The 13,322-nt window shown below is 40.3% G+C and carries 11 protein-coding genes; 10 read left to right on the forward strand and 1 reads right to left on the reverse strand.

Features of this window, described 5'->3' with window-relative positions:
- The first annotated feature begins 175 nt into the window (after positions 1-175).
- The 9 genes from A9479_RS06835 (at position 176) to A9479_RS06885 (ending at position 11,661) form a co-directional block, all read left to right on the forward strand.
- The gene (locus A9479_RS06835; protein WP_064663002.1) at positions 176-592 is read left to right on the forward strand and encodes a GNAT family N-acetyltransferase; all 417 of its coding nucleotides are present in this window, start codon (positions 176-178) and stop codon (positions 590-592) included.
- A 726-nt stretch (positions 593-1,318) separates the two neighbouring features.
- Positions 1,319-2,293, forward strand: a complete 975-nt coding sequence (locus A9479_RS06850; RefSeq protein WP_064663005.1) for a hypothetical protein — start codon at positions 1,319-1,321, stop codon at positions 2,291-2,293.
- A gap of 471 nt (positions 2,294-2,764) precedes the next feature.
- Positions 2,765-3,562, forward strand: a complete 798-nt coding sequence (locus A9479_RS06855) for an alpha/beta fold hydrolase (protein ID WP_231893552.1) — start codon at positions 2,765-2,767, stop codon at positions 3,560-3,562.
- A 236-nt stretch (positions 3,563-3,798) separates the two neighbouring features.
- Positions 3,799-4,746, forward strand: a complete 948-nt coding sequence (locus A9479_RS06860; protein WP_064663007.1) for a DUF1679 domain-containing protein — start codon at positions 3,799-3,801, stop codon at positions 4,744-4,746.
- Positions 4,747-4,879: 133 nt separating this feature from the next.
- The gene (gene upp, locus A9479_RS06865; RefSeq protein WP_008115315.1) at positions 4,880-5,512 is read left to right on the forward strand and encodes a uracil phosphoribosyltransferase; all 633 of its coding nucleotides are present in this window, start codon (positions 4,880-4,882) and stop codon (positions 5,510-5,512) included.
- 9 nt (positions 5,513-5,521) lie between these two features.
- Positions 5,522-6,760, forward strand: a complete 1,239-nt coding sequence (locus tag A9479_RS06870; RefSeq protein WP_064663008.1) for a uracil-xanthine permease family protein — start codon at positions 5,522-5,524, stop codon at positions 6,758-6,760.
- Positions 6,761-6,906: 146 nt separating this feature from the next.
- Positions 6,907-8,649: an HAD-IIB family hydrolase gene (locus tag A9479_RS06875; protein ID WP_064663009.1), complete on the forward strand. Its 1,743-nt coding sequence runs from the start codon at positions 6,907-6,909 to the stop codon at positions 8,647-8,649.
- On the forward strand, positions 8,642-9,862 hold the full coding sequence (locus A9479_RS06880) for a glycosyl transferase (RefSeq protein ID WP_028834751.1): 1,221 nt from the start codon (positions 8,642-8,644) through the stop codon (positions 9,860-9,862). Before A9479_RS06875 ends, A9479_RS06880 begins: the two co-directional genes overlap by 8 nt.
- A gap of 20 nt (positions 9,863-9,882) precedes the next feature.
- A complete protein-coding gene (locus A9479_RS06885) occupies positions 9,883-11,661 on the forward strand; it encodes a sugar phosphorylase (RefSeq protein WP_064663010.1) in 1,779 nt (592 codons plus the stop codon).
- A gap of 52 nt (positions 11,662-11,713) precedes the next feature.
- Here the strand turns inward: A9479_RS06885 and A9479_RS06890 are convergent, their stop codons facing one another.
- Positions 11,714-12,793: an ABC transporter substrate-binding protein gene (locus A9479_RS06890; RefSeq protein ID WP_064663011.1), complete on the reverse strand. Its 1,080-nt coding sequence runs from the start codon at positions 12,791-12,793 to the stop codon at positions 11,714-11,716.
- A gap of 136 nt (positions 12,794-12,929) precedes the next feature.
- On the opposite strand from A9479_RS06890, the gene A9479_RS06895 reads away from it, so the two are divergent.
- Positions 12,930-13,319: a cytochrome b562 gene (locus tag A9479_RS06895; protein WP_028834754.1), complete on the forward strand. Its 390-nt coding sequence runs from the start codon at positions 12,930-12,932 to the stop codon at positions 13,317-13,319.
- Positions 13,320-13,322 lie beyond the last annotated feature (3 nt).

The raw sequence follows: 13,322 nt of genomic DNA on the forward strand, positions 1-13,322 counted from the left end.
TGTACTTTTCTTCACAATTTACGCGTCTGCTCTATCATGTTTATTTCAACGAGCAGGTAAACATAACAAGCGCCTTAACTCCGACAATGTTTAGTTGTCATAGTTTTGGCAAACAACGCAAAAAGCCATGCCAACACATTGCGTGTTAGGCGGGCGTTAGGTGTAAAGCATAGTCATGAGCATTCAATATAGAATTAATGAACCTATCGACGTTCAACAGTTTTATGATTTACTCGTTAACTCAACATTGGGTGAGCGCAGACCAATTGACGACCGTGAATGTTTAGAAGGAATGATCGCTAATAGTAATCTAACGGTAAGCGCATGGGATTCTGGAAAATTAATTGGTTTGGCTCGTTCAATGACAGACTTCAATTATGCATGTTACTTATCTGACTTGGCTGTCGATCAATCTTATCAAGAAGGTGGTATTGGAAAGCAGTTACAAATTTTAACTCAAGGGCAATTAAACCACCGTTGTAAGTTAATTCTAATTTCAGCACCGACAGCTAATGAATACTACGAAAAAATTGGTTTTACAAATAACCCTAGGTGTTGGGTGCTTGAAAGGACTTCAGAAATTTACACCTAACAAGGCATTTAAACGGACAAAAAACAGTTGGCTTTGTTCGCTGCGCTCACTATTATAACCAACAATTTTTTGCCGCTTAATGTGGCGTTAGGTGCTACTAGTAAAAGACAGGCAAGTTTATTTTTAGCTTGGCTACTGAAAAGGAAGTTTGGACATCATTACAAATGAAAAAACACTCAACTTCAGACAAGATCCTCCTTATTTCCTGTGCTCTTTTTTTCACGTTTTTATTCATAAATGGATTGATAACTGGAGAAGTTTCGCCGAAAGGTGGCGAAGATTATTCTCTAGAAACCAGTCCAAACATGTTTTACTTTATTCTAGGAGTGTATGCAGTATTGACTGGAGCGTGTGTATTTGAACTCGTCAGAAACAAAGTTCAGATTAAATAAACACGCACCTAACAACGCGCTATTGTCACTCACTTCGTTCGCTGGGACGCATTCACGGGGCCGCTTCGCGATTATAGCCCCGTGCCTGCACCCCAAAGCTTAAAGTTAGGTGTACATGAATATGCAGCCCAGATTAGAGTTCGAGTTTTTGCGATCTGACCCTTCGAAAATATGGGTAAAAGCATGTAATGACGCTTTCGCTGGAGAAACTGAGCAATATATAAACGCGCAGTTGTTGGAAGAGAAGCTAAAACAGACACCCATCTTTAATTTTGTACTTGCAATGGTTTCAAACTATGCTTTAGGCAGTATGAATAACTAGGCAGGGTGTTCCATGGCAATTGCAAGAAAGCGTCAGGTTAGTTTGGCTGATACGCGATATTATCACTGTATTTCACGCTGTGTACGCCGAGCCTTTTTATGCGGAGAAGACCATTTTACAGGTCAGTCTTATGAGCACCGCAGAAGCTGGGTTGAAGATAGGTTACTTGCACTAGCGAAGGTATTTTGCATAGATGTGTGTGCTTATGCTGTGATGAGTAATCACACTCATTTAGTACTATATGTAGATGATAAAAAGGCTAATAGGCTAAATGACCAAGCCATTATTATTCGTTGGCATAAAGTGTGTAAAGGCACGTTATTAACGCAAAAATACCTGCAAGGTGAAAAACTCACTAAAGCAGAGCTTATCTTTTTCAATCAAATAGTAAAACAATACCGAGAGCGGCTATCTAGCATCAGTTGGTTTATGCGCTTGTTAAATGAAGATATTGCGCGCAAAGCAAATAAAGAAGACAACTGCACTGGTCGATTCTGGGAAGGGCGCTTTAAATCACAGGCCTTGCTAGATGAAGCCGCACTAGCTGCTTGCATGGCGTATGTAGATTTAAATCCAATTAGAGCAAAGATAGCCAGCACCCCCGAAGAATCAAATCATACCAGCGTGAAAAAGCGATTAGAAAGTGCAGCAACAGGCAAGCAGCCTAAAAGTTTATTACGTTTTGCAGGCTTACCACGCCAAATCATGCCAAAAGGCCTACCTTTTGAACTTAAATCCTACCTTGAACTCGTTGAATTAACAGGCCGTGTTATAAGAGAAGACAAGCGGGGGCACATTGACAATACATACCTTCCTTTACTAGAGCGAGTCAATATTAGCCCTGAGAACTGGCTGAAATTGACGACACAATTTACGCGTGTGTTCCATGGTGCAGTCGGTAGACCTTCTTCACATGAAAGCTATTGTGAAAATTTAGGAAGAAAGCGGCGAGCAAACATGAGTAACTGCGAAAAATTACTCGCATAAAGCTTAATCAATCAAATACGTAAACTTACTGTATAGAGCAGGTATTTCCATGTCTGTCATTTAAGTTTTACAACGATATTTACTTATTTAAAGCTGAAACCAGCTTTTTAAAGTTGCAAGAAACTAAATGCAGAGATTAATAGTGAATTTTGTGACACAGGTTCAATAGGTCGTTAAGATGGGTGTCATCATAGGTCGTTAAGATGGGTGTCATCATATGATCTCATCATATGATCACGTCATGCCTATAAAAAAGCACTGAAGCTGGCTACAGCGAGCCAGAATGAAAAGCTTGCTGCAAGTATTAAGAAGAATCTGCAGAGGGTAAACGCATTAACGGAATTAACTGAAAGCTAACAACGCAATCAAAAGGACTAAAAAGTTAGCTGTCGTTCATGCCTCACTATTTTAGCCAACAATTTTTTGCCCATTATTAGGGCGTTAATGTTTTAAGGAGTAATTTTGAAGTTAATCACGTTTATTGGTATTGCATTATCTTTTACTGTTTCAGCTCAACCGACACTTATCAACGTTAATGAATTTGAACTTGAGTATGAAGTTGCAGGTAATGGTGCGCATATAGTTCTTTTGGAGGCTGGTGGTAGTGCTGCCATGGCTGACTGGGAGCCAGTTTTTAACCAAATAGCCGAGCATGCCACGGTTATTCGTTATTCTAGAGTTGGAAATGGCAACTCCACAGCCATTAAGAGGCATTTTACATCGAGTGATTATGCAGAATACGCCAGCGAGCTTTTAGTTGCATTAGATGTTAACCAGCCGGTCATTTTAGTTGCTCATTCATATGGTGGCAGCGTTGCGAGAGAGTTCGCCGCAGCTTACCCAAAACAAATAAAAGCACTGTTAATGTTAGATCCGTCCTCCGAACATGATGTTGATATATTGCGTGCCATTGATTTAGAAAAAGCTAATCGAGAAATTGCGCAGATCAAACTTGATGACATGGCCGATGGTATGTCGAACCAATATCTGGATTTCTGGAGTAAAAGGCCGCTACCTGATTATCCACAAATCAAAGATATGCCCGTAACGGTGATTACCTCTGTAAGAAAAGTAGATAGCCCGGTAAATTTGTTTTTCACGGATCAGGGCAGACAAATGTGGGGTGAACTATGGCAGGGGTGGGCTAGTGCTTTCCCACAGGGTAAATCTGTGTTGACTGGAAAAAGTGGTCACTTTGTGCAGTTTGATGAACCAGAATTGGTTTTAAATGAGCTTTTAGTACTGATGCAAAAGCTGGACAAACACTAACAAGCAAGGGCAGCCGACGGCAAACAACAGCGCGGCTGCTTTGGGCGTGATACAAGGGTAGTATGTGTAGTGGCATGGCTAATTTGGCCACTCATTTAAAAATAAGCAGTTTGTATTTACATACAGGGTTGTGAAAAACCATACAGGGCGTTTTTATTAAGACCTTTTATTAAGACCTTTTATTAAAAACACCGTCTAATGTTAAACTAACTAAAATTTAGCAACCTAATTTGGCTATGTCTTTTTATCTTTCGTTACTTACCCCGCATTTTGAACGTATAGCTATTGGCGAAACCCTAACCTCACTTTGGAGCGGCTGCGGCCATATTGTGAAGTGTCAGCTTGATGAGCAGGCCTGTGTAATTAAAGCGATTAAAGTACCCGATCACATTAATCATTCTAAAATTAAACAAAGTGCGTTTGCGCTTAATAGAAAACGTGACTCTTACCACGTTGAATATACGTTTTATCAGCAATTTAGCCATAAACTGCCCAAGCAAGCGGCAGCTATTGAATGCATAAAAGCAATCAACAAAGGTGATGAGTATGCCTTGGTGTTTAAAGACTTTTCAAAACAGGGATACACCCAAGCAACCACTGAGAATATAAAGGCGATATTAAAGTGGTTGGCACAGTTTCATGCCTTTCATTTAAATACAAAGTTTGATGGCTTATGGCAGCAAGGAAGTTATTGGCATTTAGATACACGCCCTGATGAATTTAATAACTTGCCCGAAAAGTCCGATATTAAACAGACTGCATCATTGTTAAACAGTGCGTTAAAGCAATGTGACTACCAAACGTTAATTCATGGTGATGCCAAGCTTGCTAATTTTGCAGCAAATAGCCAAGGGCATATACGCGGTTACGACTTTCAATATGTGGGTGCGGGTGTTGGGGTGGTAGATGTTATGTATTTTATGACCAGTTGTATGGATGATTCTGAGCTTCACAAACACGCACAAACTTACCTCAACTATTATTTTAGCCAGTTTAAAAACGCACTCAGTCACTACCAACCAGCAGTGAATGCGGATGACGTTATTGCACAATGGGCTCATTTATGGCCGGTGGCGTGGGCAGACTTTTATCGGTTTTTACTTGGGTGGAGCCCCGAGCACAAAAAAATTAACGGCTACATGCATGCTCAGGTAAATAATTGGTTAGCCAGTAACAACTCATAAACACAAAAAGTTGAACAGTTATGGCTAAATTAAATATTTTGGCACGAACTATGAAATCAGGGCTAAAATTAACAGTCAAACGGCCTGTTTTAATATAAAATACGTCAATTTTTTTATCACTAGGTTTATTACTATGGCTATTCACGTTATTTCTCACCCCCTTGTTCAACATAAGTTAGGTTTAATGCGCGCGCATGGAATTAGCACGAAAAGTTTTCGAGAGTTGTGTTCAGAAGTTGGCACATTATTAACTTACGAAGCCACTAAAAACCTAGAATTAGAAGATAACGAAATTACAGGTTGGGACGGTAATAAACTTAAAGTTGAGCATATTAAAGGTAAAAAAATTACCGTTGTGCCAATTTTACGCGCAGGCCTTGGGATGATGGACGGCGTAATGCAATTACTCCCAGCGGCTAAAGTGAGTGTAGTGGGTTTAGAGCGTAACGAAGAAACACTTGAGCCAGTACCTTACTTTGAAAAGCTAGTAGGTAATATTGATGAGCGTTTGAGCTTAGTGATTGACCCTATGCTGGCTACTGGTGGCTCTATGATCGCCACTATCGATATGCTTAAAAAAGCGGGCTGTAAAGAAATTAAAGTAATCGTACTGGTTGCTGCACCTGAAGGCGTTGAAAAAACATTAGCCGCTCACCCAGATGTAGAGATTTTTACTGCCTCAGTTGATAGCCACCTTAATGAAAAAGGCTACATTATCCCAGGATTAGGGGATGCAGGTGATAAAATTTTCGGTACGGTTTACTAGGGTTTAGCAGTGCAAAATAATTCTACGTTTTCAATAAAAACCATTTTAACGGGTGCCCAAATGCTATTTGTAGCGTTTGGTGCGCTGGTATTAGTGCCTATTTTAACGGGTCTCGATCCGAGTGTTGCCTTGTTTACCGCAGGTTTAGGTACTTTGTTGTTTCAATTTGTCACTAAAGGCCAAGTGCCTATCTTTTTAGCCTCGTCATTTGCGTTTATTGCACCTATTATTGCCTCAGTGCAAATGTGGGGCATACCCGCCACTATGGGCGGCTTAATGGCAGCGGGCTTTACTTATATGCTGTTGAGTTTATTGGTGAAGTTTAAAGGCACAAAAACCTTACATAAAATTTTGCCGCCAATTGTGGTCGGCCCAGTCATTATGGTGATTGGCCTCGCACTCGCGCCAGCTGCGGTTAATATGGCCATGGGTAAAAGTGGCGATGGTGGTACACAAATTATTGCCTACGACAGTGCCATTATTATCTCTATGTTCTCATTACTAGTAACTTTAGTGTTTGCCGTGTGGGGCAAAGGAGTATTTAAACTGATCCCTATTTTAGCCGGTGTTGTTGCCGGTTACACGCTATCGTTATTTATGGGTGTAGTACAGTTTGAAACAGTCAGTAATGCACAGTGGTTGGCAGTGCCTAACTTTGTACTGCCAGAGTTTAAATGGCAAGCCATTTTGTTTATGGTGCCGGTGGCAATTGCGCCTGCTATTGAACACATTGGCGACATGATGGCAATTAGCCAAGTTACAAAAAAAGACTATTTGAAAAAGCCCGGGCTACATCGCACTTTATTTGGTGATGGGTTAGCTACGTCTGCCGCGTCATTATTTGGCGGCCCACCTAATACCACTTACTCAGAGGTAACCGGTGCGGTAATGCTAACTAAAAACTTTAACCCCAAAGTGATGATGTGGACTGCCATTATTGCAATTTGTTTGGCGTTTGTAGCTAAAATGGGCGCGGGTTTGCAAACCATTCCGGTCCCTGTGATGGGCGGCATAATGATTTTATTATTTGGCTCTATTGCCGTTATTGGCTTAAATACCTTAGTTAAATCGGGCGATGACTTAAGTGAGCCTCGCAATTTAAGTATTGTGGCGCTTATTTTAATTTGCGGTATCGGTGGTATGCACATTGGTAGCAGCCAGTTCAGCCTTGAAGGTGTGAGCTTATGCGCTGTTTTAGGTATAGTATTAAATTTAATATTCCCAAAAGCACAGAGCAACGAGAATTAAATTTGCACTGTGGTTAAAAATATTGCACCAAAAAAGCGCATTTTAAATGCGCTTTTTTTTTAACCTACTAAAAAGTAACAATAAATAATATTGGTCTAGTAACTGCATTTCCCTATTCATACCCTATAGTTGAATCAGGGATTGTTATATTGGAGGCCAATAGTGTGGATATAAATGCTTTTTTAGTAAAACATCAATTGCCGTTGAAATATCAATATATTAGTGAGCAGTATTTTTCTGTGATTGCTCAGGATATTTTAACCAGCAAAAAAAATGCGCCTTTATTTGTTGCCATTAACGGCTGCCAAGGCTCAGGAAAAACCACGCTTGGTGACTATTTAGTGACTTGGTTTGAGCAAAACACCCACCTAAATTGTGTCGCACTCTCTATTGATGACTTTTATTTATCAACCCAAAAACGTCAGCAGCTAGCACAAGATGTGCATTGTTTATTTGCCACCCGTGGAGTTCCAGGCACACATGATGTAGCGCTAATGGATAACACCATTAGTCGCTTGTTAAATGCAGAGGTTAATGTACCGCTGCCGCGTTTTGACAAACAACAAGATGAACCCGTAGCAAAAAATAAATGGTTAACCAATAGCCAGCCAGTCGATATTGTTATTTTAGAAGGGTGGTGTGTAGCCAGTGAACCACAACAGCCTTTTACCTTAATTGAGCCCATTAATGAGCTAGAAAAATCATACGATCAGCAAGGGTTATGGCGCCGCTGTATTAATAGCTGTTTAGCCAATGAGTATAAAACCGTATTTAATAAAATTAACTACACAATTATGCTTAAAGCGCCGAGTTTTGATGATGTATTTGCATGGCGACAAGAGCAAGAGCACAAGCTAATCGCAAAACAAGGCCAAGGCGCAGGTACCATGACCGACGAGCAGCTGCTTTGGTTTATTTCTCACTTTGAACGTATCACCCGAGAAAATTTAAATACCCTCAGTGCTAAAGCGAATGCATTAATAGAGCTTGATAGTAACCGTGATGTAGTCGAAATGCAGCTAACTAGCGACAATATTGGTCAGCCCATTATTTTTACCGATTTAGATGGTACGTTATTAAATCATAGAGACTACAGCACCGAAGCGGTCGACACTTTATTACAAGAGTTGCAATACAGCGGTGTGCCGGTGGTATTTAATACCAGTAAAACGTTTAGTGAAGTGGTGGCACTGCAACAAGCGCTTAATATTAAACAGCCTTTTATTGTTGAAAATGGCTCGGCTGTCTATATTCCTGAAAATTACTTTACCCTCAGACCCATTGGCTGCAGCGAATACCAAGGCTATTGGTGTTATTCATTTGCGGCACCTATTAGCAATTTATGGGCTGATTTAACACATTTAAAAAAAGATTACAGCGACCAATATAGTTTATTTAGTGAGTTATCGTGTGAGCAGGTAATGCACATCACTGGGTTAAACGCGATACAGGCGGCGCAAGCACAGAATCGTCAATATTCAGATCCGCTCTGCTGGCATGGCGAAGAGCACAAACTCAACGAATTTATAAACGCAATAACAGTGTACGGTTACGACGTTAAAGTAGGCGGGCGCTTTATTCACATTGGTAAAAATACCGATAAAAGCATGGCGCAACAATGGCTAGTGAAACAGTTTACAGCGCAGTTTACTAAGCCGCTAAGCATTATTGCGCTTGGGGATAGTGATAACGATAAACAAATGCTCGAAGAGGCAGATATTGCCATTATTATTGCCAATCCAGAGAGTAAAAAGCCGGTTAAATTAACCCATAACAAAGCGCGTTATTCTCAGTTGCCAGCGCCGTTAGGCTGGGTAGAAGAAATCACTGCATTACCTTGTATTAACAGCATTTTACCCAATTTTGAGGAGTATAGTTTACATGGCTGATTTTTATCAAAATGGCATCATTACAACATTACATAATATTGCCAACAGACCCGTAGACGATTTAGAAAAAGAGTTGCTGAGTTTTAGTAAGCAGCGACCCATGGGGCTTATTTTGCCCTCATTATTTAGTGAGTTAGAAGGCCCCGCGCTACAAAATATTGTTAAAGAGCTGCAAAAAGTACCTTATTTATCACAAATTACCATAGGCTTAGACAGAGCCGACGAAAGCCAATATCGTTATGCACTTAACTTTTTTAAAGCGCTTGATCAAAACCACAAAGTACTTTGGAACGACGGGCCACGCTTACAAGCGCTCGACAAAGAGCTTCAAGCCTTAGGTGTGGCGCCACGCGAGCTTGGTAAAGGGCGTAATGTGTGGTATTGCATGGGGTATAAATTAGCCACCGCTGAGGTTGAATCAATCGCCTTGCATGACTGTGATATTTTAACTTATGACCGAGGCTTATTAGCGCGGTTAATATACCCTGTTGCACACCCTCGATTTAACTATGAGTTTTGTAAAGGCTTTTACCCGCGCACCGCCAATGGAAAAATTAATGGCCGTGTCTCTCGGTTATTGGTTACTCCGTTATTGCGCTCGTTTAAAACCATTTTAGGCAGCCGTGATTACCTTGAGTACATGGACTCGTTTCGCTACCCATTAGCCGGTGAATTTTCGTTTAGACGAGACGTATTAAACGATATTCGTATACCTAGTGACTGGGGGTTAGAAATTGGCGTATTAAGTGAAATGTATCGTAATTATTCTCATAACCGATTATGCCAAGTCGATATTGCCGATAACTACGATCATAAACATCAGGCGTTATCGCTCGACGACCAAACCGCTGGCCTTTCTAAAATGTCGATTGATATCACCAAAGCACTATTTAGAAAGTTAGCAACGCAAGGGGTTACCTTTACCAGCGAAACTATTCGCTCATTAAAAGCCACATATTACCGTATTGGTTTAGATTTTATTGAAACCTATCATAATGATGCACTAATGAACGGTTTAACCCTTGATATTCACCAAGAAGAAAAAGCCGTTGAAATGTTTGCGCAAAATATCATGAATGCCGGTCAGCACTTTTTAGAAAACCCAATGGAAGCACCCTTTGTGCCGAGTTGGAATCGTGTGGCCTCGGCAATGCCAGACGTACTTGAGCGTTTAAAAGAAGCCGTTGAGCTAGATAACGAGCAATATAGTTAACATCATTAAACGAGGCGCCTGTGAGTATAGTTAAAGAACAGTTTTTTCAACGAGTTGAACAACATTTACATGCTATTTATCAAGATGTTGAATTACCGATAGCAATAAGCGAATTGACTGAAGAATTGATCACCTTAATTCTAGGTGATAACCCACTTCGCGATCCCACGCCACACACTAACCGCTGGGATGAACAAGATGTTGTGCTAATTGCCTATGGCGATTCGATAATAAACCATGAAGACAGTGATTTAGCCGTAGGCACCCCTTTAGAGGCGCCTTTAAAAACCTTGCATCGCTTTATAAAAGAGCAGTGCGATCATCAGCTTAATGCACTGCACATTTTACCCTTTTATCCGTATAGCTCAGATGAAGGGTTTGCGGTGATGAACTATGCACACGTTAATGAAGCGCTGGGCGACTGGCAAGACATTAACGCGATTGCAAATGATGTAAAACTGATGGCTGATTTAGTCATTAATCATTGCTCTAGTCGAAGTATTTGGTTTGAAAACTTTTTAACCGACACACACCCCGGAAAAGATTACTTTAAAACAGCCAGTTTAACTGACGATTTAAGCCAAGTTGTTCGTCCTCGTACGTCGCCACTATTAAATACGGTAACAACAACCAGTGGTGAAAAACATGTATGGTGCACATTTAGTCATGATCAAGTGGATTTTGATTTTGAAAACCCCGAGGTGTTAAAAGAGTTTGTCGGCATTATTCGTCATTATCTAGACAACGGTATTCGCTTATTTCGCCTTGATGCTGTGGCCTTTTTATGGAAACAACTCAATACCAGTTGTATAAACTTACCACAAACCCACGAAGTAGTGCGTTTATTACGAACGCTGATTGAGCATGCCGAGCCAAGCGTGGTGATCATCACCGAGACGAATATTCCCAATCAGGAAAATTTGTCTTACTTTGGTAATGCCAACGAAGCCCATGCAATTTACAACTTTGCCTTGCCGCCGTTGTTGTTGCATACCTTACTTAGTGGCGATAGTACGGCGCTTAAGCATTGGATGATGAGTATGCCGCCTGCACAAAACGGCACTGCGTATTTTAATTTTATTGCTTCTCACGATGGCATTGGTTTAAGGCCAATTGAAGGCTTGCTGCAACCCAGTGAGGTTGCTTCATTAGTCAGTACCACCATGCAGTTTGGTGGGCGCGTTTCAATGCGTACTAGTCACGATGGCACACATACCCCGTATGAGCTAAATATTGCCTTGTTTGATGCCTTACAAGGGACGCATAATGGCGCGGATAAATTTGGCCTTGAGCGCTTTTTATGTGCTCACGCCATTATGTTTGCAATGGAGGGGATCCCAGGGCTGTATATACATAGTTTACTTGGCACCACTAATGACTATGAACGCTTTGATAATTCGCAGCACAATCGCGCCATTAACCGTCATCGCTGGCAAGAGTCAAAATTATTAGCGGCAATTGCAGAAAAATATAGTCATCATCATCAAGTATTCAACGGAGTAAAACAGTTATTAGCAGTGCGTAAAAGGCAAGCGGCATTTCATCCTAATGCAACACAGTTCACTTTGCATTTAGGAGAGGGGTTATTTGGTTTTTGGCGACAAAGCATTGACCGCCAGCAAAGTATTTTTTGTATTTATAATATCAGCAGTCAGCCACAAAGCTTAACCTTGGCCGATTTGAACTTAATAAATACACAGCAATGGCATGAGCTGCTCTCTAAAACAGTGCTGGATGAAGAGCTTAAAACTATGCAATTAGCACCGTATCAAACACTCTGGTTATCTAATAGGGCATAATTAACGACGTTTAAAGTAATCAATGTAACTGTAAAGGGGCTTTACAGTTACATTACTCAAGCGCGAGTAGTAAGTTTTCTATAGTAAATTCAACTTTGTCTGGGCGGGTTTTACTAAACTGCGAAAAGTCTATTTCGGCTAGGTTATTCGCATTAATTGCATTATATAAAGGCTTATTTGTATCGTTGAGTGGCTGAAAAATATCATTAGTGCTGTGAAAAAGTGGCCAATGCTTTAAATCAGTATGGTTATCAAATAAGTTTATAATTGCATGAGCCCCTAATAAAACATGACCCCCTATCGATATATCAAGCGTGTATGCGTTATTAGGCGCAGAATCCCAGTTAATCCCACCCACAATAACCTGCGATTGTTTGTTTAGTTGCGTTAATGCTCTTTTAGCACCAAACGCAATGGCATCATTAGCGCACCAAATAATGTTAATTTCAGGCGCAAGTTGCATATAGGCCATGGTTTTTATATAGCCTTCTTGCTCAGACCAATTTGCAACCTCTTTAGCGGTTAAGGTTACTTTGGATGTTTGCACTAAAAAATCCATTAACCCTTGGGTACGTAAAGTGGAAGCAGGGGTTGTGTAGTCCCCTAGTAAAGCTAATGTATGAGCTGGCGTTTTTGTTTTATTGGTAAACTTTTTATAAAGCTGCTGCATCAATGATTTACCTGCAACACGATTATTTGGGGTAATACTGCCGACCACATTGACGCCATTTTTTTGCAATTGCTCGAGAGACGCAGGGGAAGGGCGATTTAATAAAAAATAAATGGGAACCTTGTTACTGTCTATTTTAGATAGGTATTGGCTGTTGACATTTTTTTCGTTTACCAATAACAGGTAATCAGGCTTATCGTTAATGGCCTGCTGGATCAGCTCTTTCATTAAAATATGATTTCGATTGGCGTATTTTATAGTTAATGTCACATCTAAATCTGTGGCAGCATTTTGCATAATTTTAGAAACATGAAACCAAAAATCACCGGTTTTATTGCTATTAGCTTCAGTTGAATTTGAAAAGCCAGGATTGATGAATATGATCTCTAAGGCATTAATACTGTAACTACTGAATAGCAGGCAGGAAAAAGTTATCAGGCGGTGTAATTTAAACAAAGGCATATGTTTCTCTATATATTTTATAAAGCTCGATTTTTACCTTGCTAACTAGCTCCGTGGTGACATCTAAGCGTTATACTATATAATACCCTAGTAAGTTTAGCATGTATGCAGCAATTAATTTTTTTAGGATTTATGAATGAAAGCAGTTTTATTGTTAATAGTATTACTCTTTAGTCAAACAGTTGCCGCTAATGACGTAAGTGATTTAGAAAAGACCATGAAAAATATTGGGCTGGCTTATAAACAAAGTGTTGAAGCAACCCAGCTGCAAGAATTTAATGGTGCTATCGATCAATTTATTGGATTGATAGAGCAAGGTAAGAAAGCCAAATTTTATAAAGAAGCTGAGAAGTCGGTGCAAGGGCTCGATAAAGTACTGGTTCAAGCCCAGTTGGCAAAAAAAGTAGCGAATGAGCAGGGACTCGAAGCTGCAAAAAAACCACTTAAAGCCATCGATAATTTACGCAAAAAATATCATAAATTACATGAGCCTCCAGGCTTTTTTGAATTACTGTTTGGAAAATAAGGA

Source organism: Pseudoalteromonas sp. MQS005, assembly GCF_001661605.1.
Classification (GTDB): Bacteria; Pseudomonadota; Gammaproteobacteria; order Enterobacterales; family Alteromonadaceae; genus Pseudoalteromonas; species Pseudoalteromonas tetraodonis.